Consider the following 21,167-nt stretch of genomic DNA (forward strand, 5'->3'; position numbering starts at 1 on the left):
AAGCTAATGGTTGGCACTATCAACCCCCATATCGGACTTTCACCGACTAGTACGTGCCCATGCTGGGCACACATAAATAAAGAAGAATTTCTAAGTGTAGAAATTCTTCTTTATCTATAAATCCAATCTTTATTTACTTTTCATAAAATAATCAACTAAATCTTCAACACTAATAGTTCCTATAACTTCACCATTATCAACTACAGGCATTGAATTAATATTATTTTTTCTAAGTCTTTCAGCTATAGCTAAAACATCATCTTGAGCTTCAGCGTAAATTACCGACTTAGACATTACCCACTCTACTGGACAACTATCATAATGACCTGGCGTTATCATAAATCTATATATATCTGCTTTAACAACCATCCCTACTAAATTATCTGAATCATTAACTACAGGTATACCATTAATATGAAGCTTGTCCATCATCTCTAAAACCTTATCTATGGTATCGTTTTCTTTTACTGTGTAATTTTCTGATTTAATAATACTTTTTATCTCCATAAAATTCTCCCCTTTTGCTTTAAAATACTAATATAAGATAAATTTTATCCTATATTAGCATTTTACTATATAATATATATTTTTAAAATAACTTTTTTGAAAATTTAGAATTTTTATATCTACTTATTTTTCAATAAATCTCTTATTTCTTGCAATAAAGTAACTTCCTCTCTTTCCTTTACTTCTTCTTCCTTTTTCTCTTCTGCCCTCTTTTCTCTCTTAATCTTATTAATTAAATTTATAAACATAAAAATAGAAAATGATACAATTAAAAAATCCACTACATTTTGAATAAAATTCCCATAGTTCAGTGTAACTGCTGGAATATCACCACTAGCTCCTCTAATTACGAATTTTAAATATGTAAAATTTACTCCACCAGTTAATGCTCCAACTATAGGCATAATTATATCATTTACCATAGAAGTTACTATCTTCCCAAAAGCACCTCCAATAACAACACCTACAGCTAAATCTATTACATTTCCCTTTACTGCAAATTCCTTAAATTCCTTTAACATATATATATCCCTCCAAATATTGAATTTTATCTATAAAGTGCTTTTAATGCATTCTTTAAGATCTTTGGATTTCTCTTATATGGAGTCACTTTACAGATTTCCTTATGCTTTATATTAAAGAGATTATATATAGCCATTCTTGCTGAACGAACCGAATATTCTTCAGTGAAAACAATATCTTCTGGAACTTCAACAAATTGTCCAATCATAGCAAAGTTTGTTGAGTTTTTTGGTACAACCTTTGGCCTATCGCTCTTTTTTCTTGGTTGAAATTGTGCACCTACGAAAGGCATCAAACATGGTATAACATTTACTACAGTCTCCATAACTGAATTAATTTCATTATCAAAATGCAGATGATGTAGTAGCTCTATTAAAATTTCTTCTCCAGTACATTCTCTCATTGATTTCTCAACATAGTTTCCTTTTTTATTAGTATATAAACCATATCCCCAGAAAACAGTTGTTTCAAGAGGTTGATTTTTAAAGTATGGCTGAGCTGGAATAACTATACTCATAAGCCAGTTTGAATCTTTAAAAGTTATTAATCCTCCACTGCCTGGAATATTATTAGTGAATTTTTCAATTAATTTTATTAATTTATTTCCTTTACAAGTTACAGTGAAACTTTCCCAATTTGTTTCATCTGGATTCATAAAAAATGGTTCAGGATTACCTAACCCTATTTTCTTTCTTGCCACCTTAATCCAAAGGTCAACTGACATTGGCACTCTTGGATTATAATCTGGAGCTTTTGAAAAATCTCCTATGGTAGTTGAATCAGTCATGCATCCATTTGTCATAATACATATATCTCCACTATTTAGTTTTATAACACTTTCACCCTTATCATTTTCTACGTGTATAGCAGTTACTGTAATATCTTCTCCTGGTTTAAATTCTAAATCTTTTACTCTAGTATCTTTAATAAATTTCACTCCATTTTTATCTAGATAAGCTTTTAATGGAATTATAATTGATTCATATTGGTTATATGGTGTATGTGTAACACCTTCTAATGTTTCTATACGTGAAACTTCTCGAATCATTCTTTCCATGTAACGTTTAAATTCAAATATACTAGACCATTTTTGAAAAGCAAATGTTGTTTGCCACATAAACCAAAAGTTACTTTCAAAGAAATGAGGGGTATCATCAAACCATTCTTCTATAGTCATTTCATCTAAACTTTCTTCTGAAGTCATAATTAATTTACCTACTGCTAAACGATCAGCGTTATTAAGTCCCATACTCTTTACATCTTGAATCACACCATGCTTATCTATTAATCTTCCTTGAGCATGGGTTGGATGTAAATGATCAAAATTCAGTATTTCCTCAGTTACACTTTTTCCTTCTAGCTCCAAGGATGGGATACTAGAAAATAGTTCCCAAAAGTTTTCATAGGTTTCCTCGTTTAACATTCTGCCACCACGAGAAAGGAAACCAGAAATTTCATCACCAGAAGCATCATTACTTCCTCCAAATACACTAAGTCCTTCATAAATATGTATATTTTCTCCTTTGAAATTACAATCCCTTATAAGATAAGATGCACCAGCTAATGATGATAAGCCTCCACCTATGAAATATACCTGTTTATCTCCATAATTTATTCTTAGCTTTCCAAGTTCCTCTAACTTTTTATTATCCCTTATTTTCTTAGCATTTATGGTAGCTGCAGTTGCTGCTATACTTGCTACTGCACCTAATGCAATTAATATATTTTTTCTATTTGTTTTTTTATTCATATAACTCTCCCCTCTTTCTTTTTTAATTTCTATAGTTATAGTTTTTTTTAAATAGCTGGTAATTATACAGATTCTATATTAATAAAAAAAGATTAGGTAACATTTTAGTATGCTCCCTAATCTTCTAATAATTATATATCTCTTATTTGTTATCTGCTAAGTTAATGGTTTTTCTGAAATAACATTCTTTCCACTATTTAATGCTTTTAAAACATAATCATAATTTAAATTTATTCTTTTATGCACTTATTACTATAATATTATTTCTATATATTCAGATATAAATTCTACTTTTATTCGTTTATAAACTTAAGTATAAAATTAAAGTAAGCTCTTTTTAAGAGTAATTAAAAAATACAAGAGCATGTTGACTCTTGTATTTTTCATATTAGAATTTAAATTTAGAAACTTGCTCTTTAAGAATATTTGCCATATCCTTTAATTCATTTATACTATGTACGAATTCATCTGTTGAAGCTGAAACTTCTTCTGCAGATGCTGTTACCTCTTCTGTACCTGCAGCTGTTTCCTCTAATATAGATGAAAGATTTTCAACTTGGTTAACAACTTCATCCTTCATAGTATTTATAGATTCTGCTCCATTAACTATTAAGTTAAACTTATTAGACAACTCTTCTATAGAAGATACAATTTCTGTAAATATTTCTTGTGATTCTGCTACTGCTTCTTCTTGAGTATTAACAGTATTTGTTGTATTAGCCACCTTTGCTACCGCTAATCTTGCACTATCATTTATTTCATTAATTATTTCATCAATTTGTTTTGCTGAAATTGCAGTCTCTTCTGCAAGCTTTCTTACTTCTTCTGACACAACTGCAAAGCCTTTTCCTGCTTCCCCAGCTCTAGCAGCTTCTATAGCTGCATTTAATGCCAAAATACTTGTTTCTTCAGTAATAGATCTTATTGCCTTATTTATTTCTTCTATTCTGCTAACACTATTAGAAACTTCAGATACAACTTTACTTACTTCTTCAGTGCTCTTCTTCGTCTCATTAGATTTGTCCATAACTGTTTTTACAACAGATATTCCTTTTTCTCCTAGACGATTAGTTTCTTTAGCCATATCATTAATACGATTGATTCCATCCTTTATCTTGTCCATTCCATTAGATAAAGAATCCATATTACCAGAAATATTTTCAAGACCAGTGGCTGATTCCATTGTACCTGATGATATTTCTGTTATTGTATTAGAAACTTGTCCCATTGAAGATGCTATATCCTCACTCATATCAGCAGAATTATTAGTATTTTCATTTAACTTCTTAACTGAGTCATCCACTTGCCTAATTAAAGTTGAGATATTTGATCTCATTTCATTAAAGCTATGTTCCAAAACTACAAATTCCTCTGTTTCACTGTGAATATGTATATCCGAATCAAATTCACCTTTAGCAGCCTTTTCCATTCCAACCTTAAGTATATTAATACTCTTACCAACTTTTCTTGCTACATATACAGATATTAATGAAGATATAATTATTAATATTATAAGTATTACTATGGTAGTAATTATATCTCTTTTTTCATCTTGTCTTAACTCACTAGAAGGTATCTTTAACATTAACTTCCATCCTGTTATCTCTGATGTATCATAATGACCTTCATATTTTGTCCCATTATAATTGAAGTTTAAATTTCCCTCATTGCTATCAAGCACATTATTCCATATTTCATATTCTTTTGGCTCCTGCCCGCCAATCTTACTCATATCACTATTAGAAACAACAAGTCCATCCTTATCCGCGATAATTAATTCCCCTGTTTCTCCATATTTTATACTTGACAATTTATCCGCTAACCCATTTAAATCTATATCAATACACATTACACCAATTACACTATTATCTTTAAAAACTGCTTTATAAATAGTAGTTGCAAATTTTCCTGTAAGTATATCTTGATAAGGACTATGTATTACATATTTACTTTTATCTGAAACTGAATCTTTATACCAAGGCTTAATTCTTGGATCATATCCTGCTGGCAATTCATTATTAAGCACTTGAGTCATAGAACCAGTTTTTTCATCAGCATAGTAAATATTTAATATGCTATTATCATTATCTTTTAATAGTCCCATTTCTTCTTTTAACTTTTGCAAATCAGTAAAGCTACCATTTCTTATTACTGTTTCTAAAGTATCTTCGTAACCTTTAATTCTTTCCTCTATGGTATCTTTAGCTATACTCATTAATAATGTTCCATTATTAACAAAATTGCTTTGTGTATTTCTACTGGTAGCCATTCCGGATGTAACCCCCATAACAATTACCGGCAAAGCAGCTAATGATATTATTATTGCCATTAGCGTAGCCTTTAAACTTTTCTTTTTTCTCATGTTCTCACCTCGTAGTAATAATTTTATCTATTGCTACAATATTATACACCCTTTTACCTATTTTCGCCAATATTTTTAACAGTATATTATCATATTGGTACATAAATTTTAACTTTTACATTAATATACTCATAATCAATTATTTTACAAGAGTTTCAAATTATATTCTTTAAAAACTTTCCAAGTATTATCCTCCCATTTGTATATTACTATATTATCAAAATAGCAATCATTAAAATCACATAAGTTTTCATTAACATATCCCCATACTTTATCATAAATTGGTCCTAAATTTTTTGATGCTATTGTTACGTGAAATATCTTATTCTTACCATCTTTTTTATCAAATTTGATATATGGAATTAAACTCATTTCTGAAATTAATCTATCATGAAGAGCCTTACCTTCCTTTGACATATTTACATTCATATAAATAACTCTTTCATTAAAATGCCCATATCCATCTATTTCATACTTTTGAGCTTTCTCTTTTTCACAAAATTTTTCTAGTACATTCTCTAGTAATGATATATCTCCACAATATTCAAAAGGAGCTTTTATTGTAAAGTGAGCTGGTAACTTAGATGATTTAGCTTTAAACCTTTGCCATACTTCCTTTCTCAAGTCATTATTGAATTTTCCCGCTTCACCTTTTACTAAAGATACAACCACATATCTCATATAGATTCCTCCATAAAATATTTATTATTTTCTATAAATATTAAAACTAGTATAATTAAAAATAAAAGCAGCTCCTTCAAGCTGCCTTTTTATTTTAATGTTCTATACCTACTTTTTCATTTATAGCCTCGTCTTTAATTTCTGATCTCATTCCATCAAGAGCTTCTTCTCTTCTTTTATTTTTTTCAGTAAGATCCACCTTCGTCTTTCTATCATCTGTTTTTTCAATCATTTCTTCACCAAGATGAATATTTTTAATAGTATTTGAAATATTATGTTGAATTCTCTCCACATTGTCTCTTCTGTCATCTGGTTTATTTTTCATAAGTTACATCTCCTTTTAATATAATATTAATACATTAAAAATCATATTCACTTCTTATTATTTCTATCTACATTTTTATTATGTACAAAATTACAAATTACTCTTCTCCTATTTTTTCAAAAACAAAAAGACATATAACTTCAAAAGAAATTTTATGTCTTTTAGTATAACAATTTACACGTTTAATAGCTTGTCTATAGTCTCAACAAGTTCTTCTATCTCTGGTTTGCTCAACTGCGCATCTGCCTTAACTGATTCACCTTTATGTCTTAACTCATCTGTTATTAATGATGAGAATATTACTACTGGTAACTTACTTAAAACAACATCTTCTTTTATTTTTCTTGTAAGTGTAAGCCCATCTAATTGTGGCATCTCAATATCTGTAATAACCATTTGAACATCTTTAGTAAAGTCTTCTCCTTTTTTGTCCTTTAAAGCATTTAAGAAATCAAGTGCTTGTTGTCCATCATCAAAAATTCTTAAATCTTTGAAACCAGCCTTTGTTAAAGTCTCCTTAAGAAGTCTTCTGATTAATGGAGAATCATCTGCTAAAACTAACTTTACATTAGATCTATCTTTATAATCTACATCAACTAGTCTATCCTCGCTAATTCCTGTATTTGGAGAAATATCTGTAACTATCTTTTCAAAATCTAACATAATAATTAATTTTTCACCTAATAATATATTTCCAACAGATAATGTATCTTCAACTAATTCATCCGGTTTTCTTATATCACTCCATTTGATTCTATGAACTGCTACTATATCATCTATATTAAAAGCAACTTTAATTTTATTAAATTCACATACTATTACCTTTTTACCAAGTTTTCCTGCATTTCTCTTAGTTAAAATATATTTTAAATCAATTAATGTAAGAATTTCATTTCTACAAAGAATAAGTCCAGCTATTTCAGGCTTAGGATCTGGTAATGTTGTCAATCCACTTGCTGGCATTTCTATTACTTCTTTAACTTTTACTACATTTATTGCATAATGAGTACCATTAGCAATAAATTCAATAACTTCTAGTTCTCCAGTACCTGATTCTAATAAGATATTATTATTCATACTCTCTACCCCTTTAATTTTTATATTTTATTATCGACAGTCTATATTAATTCTTTATATCACTTATTATACAATATAATTTTAATATTGTCTTTCACTTAAATTTACCTTAAATTCCCTTGATATATATTGTATATTTTACCTTAATTATGTATATTGTTATTGCAATTTCATTAACTTTCGACATGGAAAGGGGGAATATTCTATTTTTTCTACTTATGAATAATTGCACAATATACATTTAGGAGGTTCAATAATGAACAAATTCAAAAAAGCATCTTTGCTATTTATCATATCTGGTTCACTTTGCTTAGGGACAAGCCTTTACGCTAGTGCAGCACCTGTCCATGATAAATTATCCACACTTAAACAACCTGATAATACTGAAGTAAAGGTTAAAATCACTGGAGATGAATATTATCAACAGGTAGAAAGTTTAGATGGGTTTACTCTTTGCAGAAATTCTGATGGTTGGATCTGTTATGCATCGATAAATAACGACAATACTGATCTTGTAGCTACAGATAAAGTATATGACGGTACTGATAAGAATGAAAAAAATTCATTTTTTGATAATATCTTTGGAGAAAGTAAATCTGTTAATAAAACTAAACATTTAAAGATATCTAAAGAATCTGAAGAAGAAAAAAGAGAAGATGTAAAAAAGGATATTCTTTCAAACAAAACTATTTCTCAAGCAAAATCTGCCCCTAAGGCATCAGCAAGTGGTAAGATAAACGGATTAACAATTTTAGTTAACTTCCCTGATAAGGATAGTGATATATCTGGGGAAGAAATAAATAACTTCTTTAATCTACCTGGTTACACAGGATTCTCCAACAACGGGTCTGTTAGAGATTTCTTTTATGATGTTTCAGGTGGAAAAGTAACTTATACAAATACAGTTACTACATTTTATACAGCAAAACATAATAAATCGTATTATGACAATGAAAATATAAGTGATTATAGAACTTCTGGCGAACTTGCAAATGAAGCACTAAACTGGCTTAAGTCTAATGGATTTGATTTTTCAACCTTAACTACAGATTCAAACGGATACGTTAAAGGAGTTAATATTCTTTATGCTGGAGAAGCTGATTGCGGATGGGCAAAAGGATTGTGGCCACATCAAGATTATCTTAGCAATGTATTTACTGCTAATGGTGTAAACATTCAAAGATTTGAATTAAGTAACATAGGTTCTGATTTGTCTCTCTTCACTATCTGCCACGAAAATGGACATCTTCTTTTTGAATATCCAGACCTATATGATTACACCTATAAATCAAATGGATGCGGTGCATATAGCCTTATGTCTAATGTTACAGATGTAAAGAATCCTGAACCACCTGATCCATATTGTAGAAATATTATGACAGGATGGAATACTACCCTTAATCTAAACTCTTACAGTAATAACTCTACAATAACTGCTACTTCTAACGGAAATGGTAGTCAACCAGTATATAAATGGTCAGGAAATAATCCAAAGGAATATTATTTAATTGAGAATTTACAAAAGGCAGGTAGATATTCTTCCCTTCCTGATTCAGGATTAATGATATGGCATATTGATGAAACTGGAGATAATTCAGACTATGGTAATACCCACCATAATAAAGTTTCAGTTGTACAAGCTGATAATAAATTTGAAATAGAAAAAAATATAAACGGCGGAGCATATGGTGACTTATTCCACACTGGCTTTAACAACACATTTAATAACACAAGTAGTCCAAGCTCTAAATGGTTTAATAATACATCTTCAGGATTAGATATTTCAAACATTAGCGATATTGGTGATAATATGACTTTTGTTAAATCTGCTGGCACTGTTGTAAACCCAACTTTAAGAAACATAGCATCTAAAGCTACTATAACAACTTCATATTGTTCTCCATGGGAGACTACTGCAGCACTAAATGATGGTTTTACACCTACAAATTCTAATGATAGGAACCATCCTGTTTATGGCAATTGGCCAAAAACTGATACTCAATGGGTTCAATACGCCTTTGATAAAGAGTACACTATTTCAAAAACTGATATTTATTGGTTTAAAGATAATGGCGGTATAGATGTTCCATCTTCTTATAGAATAATGTATTGGGATGGTAGCAATTGGCTTGATGTTCCAAACGCCTCTGGCTTAGGTATCTCACCAAATAAATTTAATACAACAACCTTTGCTCCAATAAAGACAAGTAACATAGCAATTGAAATGAATTCTAACAATTCTGCATCAACTGGTATCCTTGAATGGAAAGTTTACGCTTAATTTATATGGTATAATATAATAAAAATAAGTAGTTATAGGTGGATTTTTTCCACCTATAATTTATATTTAAAGGAGTAATTTATGTTAATCTTAATATTATATTTTATTGCAATTAATTTTATAGCTTGTTTAGCCATGTTTATAGATAAGCAAAAAGCTAAACATAATAAATGGAGAATAAGCGAGGCTAATCTTTTAACTTTATCCATCCTCGGAGGATCAATTGGTATGCTTTTAGGTATGTCTTTTTTTAGACATAAAACTAAGCACAAAAAATTTACTATTGGAGTTCCACTAATTTTAATTACTGAAATATTAATCGCTCTATATTTAATGGAAAAATGTTCATATTAATTACTTTTAGCTATTTTGTAATAACGATTTAAACTTTCCACATTTGCTATAACGCCCTCATATTCTGGAAAGTCCTTAATAATACGCCTTATACATTTAACGCAGAACTGAACCCTCTTTTTAAAATCTTTTCTCATGACATCTTTATAACCCCATATATGAGAAAAGTAGTTCTGCTTTCCATTTGTTAAGTCTTCTAAATTCATAAATTCATAAGACTTCTTATTCATCTTTTCTGCACATATTGAAAATAATCTTTGCTCTGCAAATACCATATTTACTAGTCTATCACTACTTGCTGCTACTCCTTTCATAAACTTTATTGAAGAATTTACATAGTACTTCTTAAATTCATCATTTGAAATATATGTTAAGGCGGTATTTGAAGGTAACACACTCCAATCCCAATCTTCATCAAACTTATAGCTTTCCTTCATGTTAAAATAACTTTTATCTGGATAAACCTCATTAGATATATTTTCCTTATGAATTGCACATATATCCATACCAACAAGTTTTTCTTTTAAGCTTCTCCATACAATAAAATCAGTATCTATCATTACACAAGGCACTTTCTGATGCCTTAAAGCATATATTTTTCCTGCTGCCCAAAATATATTAGAGTCAATATCATTATCTATATAATCATCTAAATTATCATCTATTCCTAAATCCCAAATAGAACAAATACCAATCTTATTATAATAATTAGCACCTCTCCTATCGGTTACCATCTTAATCCTTCCATTATTCTGCCTCCACTTTAAGGCAGATAAAATTGTAGTTAAGATTTCAAAATCTTCAATATAGTAATCCTTATCTTTATTTACTTTAAAAAACGGTAAAGTCCAATTAGAATGAAATCCATCCATCACTATTTTACAATCCCTTCTTCTATATAAGCTCTATGCCATATCCACCTAAATAGTCTCCATAATATTCTTTAAATTCTGAGCTCTCTTCCTTTTTGGCTTCGTTATAAATATATTCCTTAATAATTAAATATCTTTTCAATTCATCTTCATTTTTTATTATGTTGCCATCTTCCATAACTAATGGGAATTTAATTTTTTCTTGCATAAATCTTGTCCCCTTTTTTCCTTCTTAAAGTAATGATATCACTTTATTGGTTAATTTTACATATAAATTAATGTGCAATTTTCAACAATTAGTTATAATATATGTATATAACAATTTGAAAGAGGTATAAAAAATGATAACTATATCTAAAGATGGAACAGGTGATTATAATAACATAAATGATGCAATTAACTCTATTCCAAAAGATAACAAGAGCCTTATTGAAATCTTTATTAAAAAGGGAATCTATAAAGAAAAGATTTTTATAGACACACCTTTTTTGACACTTATAGGAGAAGATCCAAAGGAAACAATAATAACTTACGATGACTATGCAAAAAAAACATTTTCAACCGGCGAAGCTTACAGAACATTTAATACTTATACAATCTTTATTGGAGCTCATAATTTTACAGCAAGAAATTTAACCTTCGAGAATTCAGCAGGTTCTGGAGATGTTGTTGGACAAGCCGTAGCTGTTTATGTAGAAGGGGATAAAGCTAAATTTAAGAATTGCAAACTACTTGGAAATCAAGATACCCTATTTACTGGTCCTCTTCCACCAAAATCTATAGAGGGAAATAATTTTGGTGGTCCTATGGATGAAAAACCTAGAATTGTAGGAAGACAATATTATGAAGATTGCTATATAGAAGGAGATATAGATTTCATTTTTGGATCTGCCACTGCTGTATTTAATAGATGTGAAATATTTTCAAAAGATAAACAATCTAAAATTAACGGTTATGTCTCTGCAGCCTCTACTGTAGAAGGAAAAGAATTCGGATATGTATTTATAGATTGTAAGCTAACGAGTGATGCTCCAAAAGAAACTGTATATCTAGGTAGACCATGGAGAAACTATGCAAAAACTGTTTTTATTAACTGCTATCTTGGTGAGCATATATGTAAAGAGGGCTGGCATTCTTGGGACAAGCCTACCGCAGAAAAAGAAGCCTTCTATGCTGAATATAATAGTTATGGCCCTGGAGCTTCTAATGAAACTAGAGCTCCTTGGTGTCATATTTTATCTGAAGATGAAGTAAAAAAATACTCACTATCAAATATTTTTAAAGGAAATGATAGCTGGAATATATATGATTAGCTTTTAATAAAAAGCTAATAGTAAAAAAGATGTTTAAAGAGCTTTTAACATCTCTTTAAACATCTTTGATTAAATCTTTTCTATTAGAACAACTCTATTTTCTTTCATAGACTTAACTGCATCTATTACTCTTTGATTTTCAGAACCTCTGTATTTTAAGCTTATATTTCTTTTACTTATTTCAAATCTTCCATCAATAAGAACATCTACAAGACTTAAAATTTTCTTTTTCTTATCATCATTCATAATCTGTTGAAATGTATATCCTGACCAAAGCCAAATTGTTTTACCTGTTTCTTTTTTCACCCTAGTTAAAAGATCAAATAAGTCAGAATCCATTGTTTGTTCCATGGGCTCTCCCCCAAGTATGTTAACACCATATACATTAGGATTTTTTACATAAGATATAAATTTTTCTTCAAGATCCTTACTCCAAACATTACCATGATTAAAACTTTGTAAATCTTTATTGAAACAGCCTTCACAATCATTAGTACAACCAGTTACAAAAAGAGTAGTTCTAACATTAGGTCCATTGGACACATCAAATTTTCTTATTTCCGCATATTTCACCAAAACACCTTCTTATAAAATTATAAGTGTAAAACTCTATCTCCTATTTCTGCAGTTCTTCCCTTATTCCAGAAATTCGTACCAATATAGCCACAAGTTCTTCTCATAACTTGCATATCACTTTCGTCTCTATTTCCACAAGAAGGACAATACCATTCTAAGTTTTCATCTAACTTAATTTCACCTGTATATCCACATTTATAGCATATATCTGGTTTAGTATTGATTTCTGCATATTGAATATTCTCATATATAAAATGAATAACTTGCTCAATAGCCTCTAAATTTCTACTCATATCTGGAACTTCTATATACGAAATACATCCACCTAAACTTATGTTATGGAATTGAGATTCAAACTTAAGTTTGCTAAATGCATCAATTTCTTCACATACATGAACATGATATGAATTTGTGTAATATAACTTATCTGTAACACCAGGAACTTCTCCGTATTTTGTCTTGTCTATCTTACAGAATCTATATATTAGATTTTCTGCTGGAGTTCCATATAAGCTAAATCCAAGTCCAGTTTCTTCCTTCCACTTATTGCATGCTTCTGTCATATGATTCATAACATCTAAAGCAAACTTCTCACCTTCAGGAGTCGTATGACTTACCCCAAGCATCGCTTGTACCATTTCGTGTATACCAACATATCCAAGAGATAATGTAGAATACCCATCCTTAAGAAGTTTATCTATCTTCTCACCCTTCTCAAGCCTTGCTATAGCACCATGTTGCCAATGTATTGGTGATACATCTGAAGTCGTACTAAGTAACATATTATGTCTAACAAGTAATGCTTCCTTACATAGCTCTAGTCTTTGATCTAGCATATCCCAGAATAATTCCATATCTTTTTCAGCAATAATACCTATTTGAGGTAAATTTAATGACACAACTCCTTGGTTGAATCTTCCATACCACTTATAATTTCCATTTTCATCTTTCCATGGACTTAAGTGTGATCTACATCCCATTGGAGGGAATGTATTACCTTCATAATTCATCCTCATAATTTTAGCTGATTGATAGTCTGGTACTAATCTCTTAGCGGTACACTCAGCTGCTAGCTTTGTTATGTAATCATATTTTCCACCTTCAAGACAATTATGTTCATCTAATAAATACACTAATTTAGGGAAAGCTTCTCCAATTTCTTGTCCTTTATAGTTCTTCATTCCTGCAAGTCTTTGCCTAATCATCTCTTCACAGATTAAAGCCATTTCCTCTTCATACTTATGCCCTACTTCTACCTCAAGATAAATCGTACCAAAAGGGGATTGTCCATTTGTAGTTTGTAAAGTCGATAATTGATATCTTATAGTTTGAACACCGTCTTTTAAATCCTTAAGCTTCATATCTTTAGCTAATTCTTTAGCTAAATTCTCATCTTTATATTTTTCTAAATAGAATTTATAGAACTTTTCTTCTGTAACTTTAAGATATTTAGCTAAGTGCTTGATTGTTATACTTTGACCACCATACTGATTACTAGCTACCTGAGCTATTATCTGAGTAGTAACTGTACAAGCAGTTCCAAAAGACTTTGGAGACTCAACTAATTTATCATTTATTACTGTTCCATTATCAAGCATATCCTCTAAATTTATTAGACAGCAATTAAAAATAGGTGACAATGTATAATCCATATCATGCCAGTGAATAATTCCCTCATCATGTGCTTGCACTAAATGTGAAGGTATTAATCTTCTTCGTGAAATATCCTTAGATACCTCTCCTGCAATTAAATCTCTTTGTGTTGCTGCTATAACAGAATTCTTATTGGAATTTTCTTTCATTACATCTTCGTTAGTTTTACTAAGTAAAGATAAAATACTTTCATCTGTTGTATTTGTATTTCTTTTAAATTCTTGCACAGCTCTATATCCTTCGTAAGCCTTTGCTGTAACAGATTGACCATAGTGTACTAATCTATCATAAACATAACTCTCAATCTTATAAATAGTTGGAGTTTCCTCTTCTTTATCAAACTTCTTTTCTGCATCATTAGCTATTAATCTAGCTATATCTGGCAAGTAAATACCGCTACCATTTTTCATAGCTTTTATAACAGCATCTCTTATCTTTTGTTTATTAAATTCCACCGTGCTACCATCTCTTTTAATAATTTTCATGTACACCATTTCCTCCCATTAGTTATAGTTTGAGCTTAATTTCTCTTATACAACTTTAACTGATTTGATGATTTATTATACACCAATTCTTTTTTCTTTGCATTTTAAAAATTTGCTTATCTTACTTAAATTTACAGTAAAAATCTTATGAAATATCTAAAATACTCAGATTGTAAAAATAAATTTTTTTATATTTTATTCTTAATTGGATAATCTAATACAGAATAAATATTTTTAAAGGAGGTGTTAATATGGACAACAAAAATAATTTTTCTTCTACAAAAAAAATCAAATCTGACCCAACTTCAAATAATTATTCAGATAAAATAAATAGCAAAGCTCATGAAAAAAGTCCTTTTGGCGAAAACGAACCCTCAAACAATACAACTTACAAATAATATTTTTATAAAAATAAAGCATAGGAATAACCTATGCTTTATTACTAAATTAAATTTTATATTTGTAATACCTTAACTTCATTTATTATATATTACAAATTAACATCTCTTATCTCAGTCTTAAAATTTCTTTCTCTATATGTTTTTGATATATATGAAACTGATCCTACTAAAGTTAAAAAATATCCAATCGCTAGATCTTGGAAGAAAGCACTAGAAACACTTGAGTTTTCTAAAAAAACTGGCACTGATTCTATAGAACTTAAAATAGTAAATCCATCTAACTTATAAGTATTATATATTTCCAAGCCCAAAGACATATATTGAGCTAAAAATACTGCTATTATAGTTATTACCGAAGTTACAACTATACCTATTATATTCAGTTTCCCTCCGAGCTTTTCATAACCTACTATGCTACATACAGAAATAGCTAGTCCACCTATAGCAGCTATATATCCTAGTTGATATATTATAATCCAAACTATCGATCCTATTAAAGCCCCAATAAAAGAACCTATTACTCCTCCAAGAATATTACTTCTCTGCCCCCTAAGAGCCTCCTTGTTTCTTTCCAATGACTCTTTAAACTCTAATTTACATTCACCGCAACATGATACTATCACACCATTAACAAACGCTGGACTTAGTTCATTATTTTCTCCACAAACTTCGCAGCACCTTACAAAATTATTTTGCACACAAAAATCAATTATTTCATTTATTATAGATAAATAAACTTTTGTCCTATTGTTCCATCTAAATCTAGGTGCATAATTTAAAGCTATTCTATAATCTTCGTAATTAGCTAAAGATATTGATTTGTATTTTTTTCTTAATGTTTTAAGGAACTCATTAATCCTATCTACTCCAAATCCTTCTGCACACTTTACTGGTACTATTATATATGATCTACCATATAGATCCAAAGAACCTATTGATAGACTATATCCCCTATAATAGCCAGTTAAAACACCTTCCTTTTTCAAATAGTTTAATTGCATTTCTTCTTTTAGTTCTTTTAAAATCTTTTTCTTCATCGTTATTCACCCTCCAGTGGGTAATTATACCAACTAATGAGTTGTATTGCAATAATAGCCTTTTCTCCCTATAAAAAAACTTCATTTCTAACATAGAAATGAAGTTTTTTTAATAATATTAAATTAAAAATTCTAATTCTTTTTTTAGTTCATCAGTTATCTCAACCAAAGGTAACCTTACTTCCCCTGAATCAATTAAACCCTTTTTCTCTAAAATATATTTAATAGGTGTAGGATTTGGTTCCTTAAATAATAGAGGAATAAACTTACTTAATTCTCTCCAAGTTTTTAATGCTTCCTTATGATCATTATTTTCTATATCCTTATAAACTTTTATAAAATCTCTTGTTCTTAAATGAGCTGAGGCCATAATACCACCATTTCCACCAAGTAAAAGTGAATTATAAAAATAAGCATCTTCTCCAGATAGAACACTAAACCCTTCTGGCCTATTAAGAAGTAAATCTATAGTCTTATTAAAATCTCCTGAAGCATCCTTAACCCCTATAATATTTTTCTTTTCTGCTAATTTAAATAAAGTTTCATTTTCTATATTTCTTCCCGTTCTATATGGAATATTATAAAGAACTATATCTAAATCTGTATTTTCAGAAATTCTATTAAAATGTTCATAAATACCTCTTTGATCAGGTCTGTTGTAGTAAGGACTTACTGATAAAATTCCATCTACCTTATACTTCTCAACTAATTTCAACTTATTTAATAAAGCCTTAGTATTATTTCCTCCAAGTCCTACAAACACTCCCACTTTACCACTAGTTAATTCCATAGTCTTTTCTAGTAACATTTCATACTCTTCTTCTGTTAATGTTGGTGTTTCGCCAGTTGTTGCAAGGGGCATTATTCCATCTACCCCTTCATTAATATAATGATTTACCAGCCTTTCATAAGATGCTAAATCAACCTTTTCTTCTTTAAATGGGGTTACTATAGGTAACCAAATTCCTTTAATTTTCATTTTTCTTACCTCCATATTCTAGGTAAGGGCCTGTCCTTTTCAAAAATAAAGCCCATCATTTTCATGACGGGCAAAACAATTCTAAAAAGTCATACTTATAGAAATTTTGTAAATTTGTAGCCCTCCACTTTCGTGACAGTTATACATATATTATATGCATACCCAGAATAAAAAATTGCAAATATTTTTATCCTTCGGCTATTATACCTTTCTCTTATCCTCAAAACGTGTGCCCACTAAAATAAGATACTAATTATATATAGCGCCTCTACCATATCATCATATTACATTTTACTTTTTTCATATTACATCTTTTTATTTAATATGTCAATTCATATTATTTTTTAATACTGACTGTAATGCCTTTTAAAATTTAAATTACGTAATCTACGCAAGCTCTACCATCTACAAATGTATGAACTACTTTCTTAATTTCTAAATGAGCTGGATGTGTTTGATAATTATCTTGTGCTTCTTTGCTTTCAAATTCACAATATAATGTCATATCATATTCTCCACCATTATAGTTTTCTCCAACTTCTATTGCCTTAAGTCCATCTACCACACCTAAAAGTGCTTTAAATTTGCCTTGTAATAAGGTAACTACTTTAGTAGCTCCATCTTTCTTTCCCTCATCATTAAGTTTCCATAATACTATATGCTTAACCATTTTATACTCCTCCTCTACGCTCTTATACCTATATTATACATATTATAAAAGGTTATTCCAACCTTTTACCCTTCATTAATGAAGACATATATGCTACACCATAGGCACCACTATCCATTACAAACTGTGCATTTTCTTTGGTAATCCCACCTATAGCATATACAGGAGTTGTAACACTTTCACATATAGCTTTAAATTCCTTAAGTCCTCTGGGCAAAACACCTTTTTTACAATCAGTTTCAAATATATGCCCATAAATCATATAGCTAGCACCTCTATTATCCACTTCAATGGCCTCTTCAAAACTATGAATAGATACTCCTACTACTCCGTCATAATTAATACTTTTTCCTTTTATAAAATCCCTAAAAGAAAGTTGTACCCCTGCTGCTTCAACTTTTTTTGCTACACCTAAGTTCCCATTTATTATCAAACCCATCCCAGATCCTTTAAGTATATCCATCACTTTTAAAGCCATTATTTCTAGATCTTTAGCTAGTAAATCCTTCTCCCTAAGTATCAGATATTGTAAATCTTTTTTAGCTATTTCTTCTATCCTCTTATAAAAATCAGCACACAATTTTCTGTTGGTAACCCCTATTACATTCATCTAAAATGCTCCCAGCCAATCTTTAAATATAGGTTCATAACCTATGTTTCTTATCATTTCTTTCATTTCATTTTCATCTCTACTATCGTTTATATCAAACTGAACTTCTCCTGCTTCCTCCATGTCCATTGTATGTCCACCAATAGCAGTAGATACTCCAGCAGAAACCTTATTAACTCCAAGTGGAATAAGCTTTTCTCTAAATCCTCTTCCTTCTCTTGATGAAATATTTAAAGTACAATTAGGGAACATCAATCGCATCGCTATAATAGCTTGAACTAATTCCTTATCACTTACTTCCTTTAAATCATTATATCCCCCTACACATGGTCTAATTCTTGGAGTAGAAAATCCCACTTCAACCTCTGGATATTTCTTTCTTAAATACAAGCCATGAAGCATCATCTTATAAACTTCAATTCTCCAATCATTTAATCCTAAGAGTGGAGCTAAATTGACACTTCTTATTCCTGCTTTGCAGCCTCTTTCTATAGCATCTAATCTAAACTTATAATTTTTCTTAGGCCCAGCTACATGAACCTTATCATATATTTTTTCATCATAACATTCTTGATATACAGTTAAAGAATCCACTCCAGCTTCTACAACCCTTTTATAATCTTCTTCTGTTAGTGGGTAAATTTCTATAGCTAGTGATGAAAAATATTTCTTTAGTATCTTTGTAGCATCAATTATATATTCAACAGGTGTATCCTTTTGCGACTCACCAGTTAAAAAGATAATATGCTTAAATCCTCTTTTACTTACAGCTATGGCTTCTTTCTCTATTTCTTCTAAGGTTAATTTTTTTCTATGAATGTCATTATCGTGATTATATCCGCAATAGGCACATTTATTTACACAGTAATTAGCAAGATATATAGGAGTATATAATAACACTGTCTTCCCAAAATATTGCTCAGTTAATTTATGAGCTTTTTGAGCTATTTCTTCTAAATAGTTTTCTGCTCCTTTTGAGATTAAGGCTAAAAAATCTTCTGGCATAAGTTTTTTCTTGTTTATAGCCCTCTTTATATCCTCATCTGTAATCTTATCTAGAGCTTCGTAAAAATCAAAATCTGTATTTTCTTTTATATATTCATATACACTCATATTTTCCACCTCTTTAACCTAAAAATCCTGTTAAAGGAGATGATGCATTGCCCTTTGTACTTTCTGCTCCAAGACCAGCTAGGTATGCTTCTCTTCCTGCTTCTACAGCCTTTTTAAATGCCTTAGCCATAGCTATAGGATCTTTAGCTGATGAAAGTGCAGTGTTTACTAGAACTGCTGAAGCTCCCATCTCCATAGCAAGTGCTGCATCTGAAGGTCGACCTATACCAGCATCAACTATTATAGGTGTATCTATTTCATCTATCATAATTTCTATAAGTTCTTTTGTTCTTATTCCTCTATTACTTCCAATTGGTGCACCTAATGGCATTACTGCCGCTGCCCCTGCCTCTGCCATCCGCTTACCCATCATTAAGTCTGGATTCATATATGGTAAAACATTAAATCCTTCCTTTACTAATACCTCAGTAGCCTTAAGAGTTTCTAAATTATCTGGCATTAAATATTTGGTATCTGAAATAACCTCTATTTTAATCCAATTACCACATCCCATAGCTTTAGCTATTCTTGCTATTCTAATAGCTTCTTCTGCATTTCTAGCTCCTGATGTATTTGGAAGTAATATTATATCTTTTGGTATATATTCTATTATATTTTCCTCTTTGTTATCTAGGTCAACTCTTCTTACAGCCATAGTAACTATATTTGTGCCTGATTCCTTAACTACATCTGGAAGTATTTTATTATTTCCATACTTTCCTGTACCAACTAATAACCTTGAACTAAGTTCCTGCTTGCCTAATATAAATTTATTCATTTCTACTCCCCCAATATTTATACTTCTATCTCATTTAATAATAGTCTTAGTACTGTGTTTGCCTCATGGTTAGCTACAATTCCAACCCTAGGAGCCATAAGCCCTTCATTTATCCCTGCTTCATGAATTCTATCTCCGCAAATATATAATCTGTCATTTATTTTTTTAGTATATATAATGTTATTGGAATAAAATCCCGCCATACCTGAGGCTGATATAATTTTAGTTTTTTTGAAATTCTTTAATATTTCTCCTACTAGAAGAGCTTTATATACTGCATTATCAAAAGCTTCAACTACTATATCAAATCCATTAAAAATATCCTTAATATTATCTTTCTCAACTTTTAAATCTAACACTTCTACTTCTATAAAAGGATTAATCTCTGTAAGAATTTCCTTTAATGCATATACCTTTTTCATTCCTATATGCTTTATATAGTATTGTTGCCTGTTTAGATTACTTGGTTCCACTACATCAAAGTCTATAACCTTTATATGTCCAACTCCAATTCTTGCTAAAGATATAGCTACATTAGAGCCTAACCCTCCAGCTCCTGCTATAGCTACTTTTCCTCTTTTTAAAGTTTCATGAACCTTAGGAGTATGACGACTTGCCATTAATGCTTCAAGTTCCTCCTTTTTTGGCATTTCTCCTTTTTTTATAAAGCAGATTCTATCACCTTCTTGTACATTAATATCATCTTTTATAGGGAATCCATTTAATATAACAATATCAGCATTTTTTTTAAATTCATCTCTAAGCTCATAAACCGAAGCCTTATCAACAACTCTTTCCTTTTCGTTTATTAATACTTTCAT

The 21,167-nt window shown here is 30.1% G+C and carries 22 protein-coding genes and 1 riboswitch; of the genes, 4 read left to right on the forward strand and 18 right to left on the reverse strand.

Annotated elements, in window-relative coordinates:
* Positions 1 to 129: 129 nt before the first annotated feature.
* The 7 genes from FAY47_RS07095 to FAY47_RS07125 all read right to left on the reverse strand — a co-directional run bounded on the left by FAY47_RS07095 (position 130) and on the right by FAY47_RS07125 (position 7,224).
* The gene (locus tag FAY47_RS07095) at positions 130 to 507 is read right to left on the reverse strand and encodes a CBS domain-containing protein (RefSeq protein WP_143316003.1); all 378 of its coding nucleotides are present in this window, start codon (positions 505 to 507) and stop codon (positions 130 to 132) included.
* 119 nt (positions 508 to 626) lie between these two features.
* A complete protein-coding gene (gene mscL, locus FAY47_RS07100; protein ID WP_143316004.1) occupies positions 627 to 1,028 on the reverse strand; it encodes a large-conductance mechanosensitive channel protein MscL in 402 nt (133 codons plus the stop codon).
* A gap of 26 nt (positions 1,029 to 1,054) precedes the next feature.
* Positions 1,055 to 2,779, reverse strand: a complete 1,725-nt coding sequence (locus tag FAY47_RS07105) for an oleate hydratase (protein WP_143316005.1) — start codon at positions 2,777 to 2,779, stop codon at positions 1,055 to 1,057.
* Positions 2,780 to 3,167: 388 nt separating this feature from the next.
* Complete coding sequence (locus FAY47_RS07110; RefSeq protein ID WP_143316006.1) at positions 3,168 to 5,141, reverse strand: methyl-accepting chemotaxis protein; 1,974 nt, start codon at positions 5,139 to 5,141, stop codon at positions 3,168 to 3,170.
* A gap of 144 nt (positions 5,142 to 5,285) precedes the next feature.
* Complete coding sequence (locus FAY47_RS07115; protein WP_143316007.1) at positions 5,286 to 5,822, reverse strand: 2'-5' RNA ligase family protein; 537 nt, start codon at positions 5,820 to 5,822, stop codon at positions 5,286 to 5,288.
* Between the two features lie 94 nt (positions 5,823 to 5,916).
* Positions 5,917 to 6,147, reverse strand: coding sequence for a small acid-soluble spore protein Tlp (gene tlp, locus FAY47_RS07120; protein WP_143316008.1), 231 nt, complete (start codon positions 6,145 to 6,147; stop codon positions 5,917 to 5,919).
* A 174-nt stretch (positions 6,148 to 6,321) separates the two neighbouring features.
* Positions 6,322 to 7,224 (reverse strand): chemotaxis protein, encoded by a 903-nt coding sequence (locus FAY47_RS07125; protein ID WP_143316009.1) that lies wholly within the window; start codon positions 7,222 to 7,224, stop codon positions 6,322 to 6,324.
* A 256-nt stretch (positions 7,225 to 7,480) separates the two neighbouring features.
* Between FAY47_RS07125 and FAY47_RS07130 the strand changes: the two genes are divergently transcribed.
* Together FAY47_RS07130 and FAY47_RS07135 are read left to right on the forward strand one after the other, a co-directional pair.
* Positions 7,481 to 9,505: a M6 family metalloprotease domain-containing protein gene (locus FAY47_RS07130; protein WP_143316010.1), complete on the forward strand. Its 2,025-nt coding sequence runs from the start codon at positions 7,481 to 7,483 to the stop codon at positions 9,503 to 9,505.
* Between the two features lie 81 nt (positions 9,506 to 9,586).
* Positions 9,587 to 9,859: a DUF1294 domain-containing protein gene (locus FAY47_RS07135; protein WP_143316011.1), complete on the forward strand. Its 273-nt coding sequence runs from the start codon at positions 9,587 to 9,589 to the stop codon at positions 9,857 to 9,859.
* Here the strand turns inward: FAY47_RS07135 and FAY47_RS07140 are convergent.
* Complete coding sequence (locus FAY47_RS07140) at positions 9,856 to 10,731, reverse strand: DUF6734 family protein (protein WP_143316012.1); 876 nt, start codon at positions 10,729 to 10,731, stop codon at positions 9,856 to 9,858. The two genes, FAY47_RS07135 and FAY47_RS07140, sit on opposite strands and share 4 nt — an antisense overlap.
* Positions 10,732 to 10,753: 22 nt before the next feature.
* A complete protein-coding gene (locus FAY47_RS07145; RefSeq protein ID WP_143316013.1) occupies positions 10,754 to 10,939 on the reverse strand; it encodes a hypothetical protein in 186 nt (61 codons plus the stop codon).
* Positions 10,940 to 11,072: 133 nt separating this feature from the next.
* On the opposite strand from FAY47_RS07145, the gene FAY47_RS07150 reads away from it, so the two are divergent.
* The gene (locus FAY47_RS07150; protein WP_143316014.1) at positions 11,073 to 12,044 is read left to right on the forward strand and encodes a pectinesterase family protein; all 972 of its coding nucleotides are present in this window, start codon (positions 11,073 to 11,075) and stop codon (positions 12,042 to 12,044) included.
* Between the two features lie 69 nt (positions 12,045 to 12,113).
* Here FAY47_RS07150 and nrdG read toward each other — a convergent pair whose 3' ends face one another.
* A complete protein-coding gene (nrdG, locus tag FAY47_RS07155) occupies positions 12,114 to 12,617 on the reverse strand; it encodes an anaerobic ribonucleoside-triphosphate reductase activating protein (protein ID WP_143316015.1) in 504 nt (167 codons plus the stop codon).
* Between the two features lie 20 nt (positions 12,618 to 12,637).
* Positions 12,638 to 14,758 carry an anaerobic ribonucleoside-triphosphate reductase gene (gene nrdD / locus FAY47_RS07160; protein ID WP_143316016.1) on the reverse strand — a complete coding sequence of 707 codons (2,121 nt, stop codon included), beginning with the start codon at positions 14,756 to 14,758 and terminating at the stop codon, positions 12,638 to 12,640.
* A 251-nt stretch (positions 14,759 to 15,009) separates the two neighbouring features.
* Between nrdD and FAY47_RS20240 the strand changes: the two genes are divergently transcribed.
* On the forward strand, positions 15,010 to 15,156 hold the full coding sequence (locus FAY47_RS20240; protein ID WP_185966758.1) for a hypothetical protein: 147 nt from the start codon (positions 15,010 to 15,012) through the stop codon (positions 15,154 to 15,156).
* Positions 15,157 to 15,248: 92 nt separating this feature from the next.
* Here FAY47_RS20240 and FAY47_RS07165 read toward each other — a convergent pair whose 3' ends face one another.
* The 7 genes from FAY47_RS07165 to thiF form a co-directional block, all read right to left on the reverse strand.
* Complete coding sequence (locus FAY47_RS07165; RefSeq protein ID WP_143316017.1) at positions 15,249 to 16,196, reverse strand: hypothetical protein; 948 nt, start codon at positions 16,194 to 16,196, stop codon at positions 15,249 to 15,251.
* 118 nt (positions 16,197 to 16,314) lie between these two features.
* Positions 16,315 to 17,175, reverse strand: coding sequence for a 4-hydroxy-tetrahydrodipicolinate synthase (gene dapA, locus FAY47_RS07170; RefSeq protein ID WP_143316018.1), 861 nt, complete (start codon positions 17,173 to 17,175; stop codon positions 16,315 to 16,317).
* 109 nt (positions 17,176 to 17,284) lie between these two features.
* Positions 17,285 to 17,454, reverse strand: a riboswitch (Lysine riboswitch).
* A 94-nt stretch (positions 17,455 to 17,548) separates the two neighbouring features.
* Positions 17,549 to 17,845: a Dabb family protein gene (locus FAY47_RS07175; RefSeq protein WP_143316019.1), complete on the reverse strand. Its 297-nt coding sequence runs from the start codon at positions 17,843 to 17,845 to the stop codon at positions 17,549 to 17,551.
* Positions 17,846 to 17,897: 52 nt separating this feature from the next.
* Positions 17,898 to 18,455 (reverse strand): thiamine phosphate synthase, encoded by a 558-nt coding sequence (locus tag FAY47_RS07180; RefSeq protein ID WP_143316020.1) that lies wholly within the window; start codon positions 18,453 to 18,455, stop codon positions 17,898 to 17,900.
* Positions 18,456 to 19,568 (reverse strand): 2-iminoacetate synthase ThiH, encoded by a 1,113-nt coding sequence (gene thiH, locus FAY47_RS07185; RefSeq protein ID WP_143316021.1) that lies wholly within the window; start codon positions 19,566 to 19,568, stop codon positions 18,456 to 18,458.
* Positions 19,569 to 19,581: 13 nt separating this feature from the next.
* A complete protein-coding gene (locus tag FAY47_RS07190) occupies positions 19,582 to 20,346 on the reverse strand; it encodes a thiazole synthase (RefSeq protein ID WP_143316022.1) in 765 nt (254 codons plus the stop codon).
* A gap of 17 nt (positions 20,347 to 20,363) precedes the next feature.
* The gene (gene thiF / locus FAY47_RS07195) at positions 20,364 to 21,167 is read right to left on the reverse strand and encodes a sulfur carrier protein ThiS adenylyltransferase ThiF (RefSeq protein ID WP_143316023.1); all 804 of its coding nucleotides are present in this window, start codon (positions 21,165 to 21,167) and stop codon (positions 20,364 to 20,366) included.

The organism is Clostridium sp. HBUAS56017 (assembly GCF_007115085.1).
Classification (GTDB): domain Bacteria; phylum Bacillota; class Clostridia; order Clostridiales; family Clostridiaceae; genus Clostridium; species Clostridium cibarium.

Coding starts and splice junctions, on each gene's coding strand:
- FAY47_RS07095 (WP_143316003.1), bottom strand. CDS start 507: ATGGAGATAAAAAGTATTATTAAATCAGAAAATTACACAGTAAAAGAA.
- mscL (WP_143316004.1), bottom strand. CDS start 1,028: ATGTTAAAGGAATTTAAGGAATTTGCAGTAAAGGGAAATGTAATAGAT.
- FAY47_RS07105 (WP_143316005.1), bottom strand. CDS start 2,779: ATGAATAAAAAAACAAATAGAAAAAATATATTAATTGCATTAGGTGCA.
- FAY47_RS07110 (WP_143316006.1), bottom strand. CDS start 5,141: ATGAGAAAAAAGAAAAGTTTAAAGGCTACGCTAATGGCAATAATAATA.
- FAY47_RS07115 (WP_143316007.1), bottom strand. CDS start 5,822: ATGAGATATGTGGTTGTATCTTTAGTAAAAGGTGAAGCGGGAAAATTC.
- tlp (WP_143316008.1), bottom strand. CDS start 6,147: ATGAAAAATAAACCAGATGACAGAAGAGACAATGTGGAGAGAATTCAA.
- FAY47_RS07125 (WP_143316009.1), bottom strand. CDS start 7,224: ATGAATAATAATATCTTATTAGAATCAGGTACTGGAGAACTAGAAGTT.
- FAY47_RS07130 (WP_143316010.1), top strand. CDS start 7,481: ATGAACAAATTCAAAAAAGCATCTTTGCTATTTATCATATCTGGTTCA.
- FAY47_RS07135 (WP_143316011.1), top strand. CDS start 9,587: ATGTTAATCTTAATATTATATTTTATTGCAATTAATTTTATAGCTTGT.
- FAY47_RS07140 (WP_143316012.1), bottom strand. CDS start 10,731: ATGGATGGATTTCATTCTAATTGGACTTTACCGTTTTTTAAAGTAAAT.
- FAY47_RS07145 (WP_143316013.1), bottom strand. CDS start 10,939: ATGCAAGAAAAAATTAAATTCCCATTAGTTATGGAAGATGGCAACATA.
- FAY47_RS07150 (WP_143316014.1), top strand. CDS start 11,073: ATGATAACTATATCTAAAGATGGAACAGGTGATTATAATAACATAAAT.
- nrdD (WP_143316016.1), bottom strand. CDS start 14,758: ATGAAAATTATTAAAAGAGATGGTAGCACGGTGGAATTTAATAAACAA.
- FAY47_RS20240 (WP_185966758.1), top strand. CDS start 15,010: ATGGACAACAAAAATAATTTTTCTTCTACAAAAAAAATCAAATCTGAC.
- FAY47_RS07165 (WP_143316017.1), bottom strand. CDS start 16,196: ATGAAGAAAAAGATTTTAAAAGAACTAAAAGAAGAAATGCAATTAAAC.
- dapA (WP_143316018.1), bottom strand. CDS start 17,175: ATGAAAATTAAAGGAATTTGGTTACCTATAGTAACCCCATTTAAAGAA.
- FAY47_RS07175 (WP_143316019.1), bottom strand. CDS start 17,845: ATGGTTAAGCATATAGTATTATGGAAACTTAATGATGAGGGAAAGAAA.
- FAY47_RS07180 (WP_143316020.1), bottom strand. CDS start 18,455: ATGAATGTAATAGGGGTTACCAACAGAAAATTGTGTGCTGATTTTTAT.
- thiH (WP_143316021.1), bottom strand. CDS start 19,568: ATGAGTGTATATGAATATATAAAAGAAAATACAGATTTTGATTTTTAC.
- FAY47_RS07190 (WP_143316022.1), bottom strand. CDS start 20,346: ATGAATAAATTTATATTAGGCAAGCAGGAACTTAGTTCAAGGTTATTA.
- thiF (WP_143316023.1), bottom strand. CDS start 21,167: ATGAAAGTATTAATAAACGAAAAGGAAAGAGTTGTTGATAAGGCTTCG.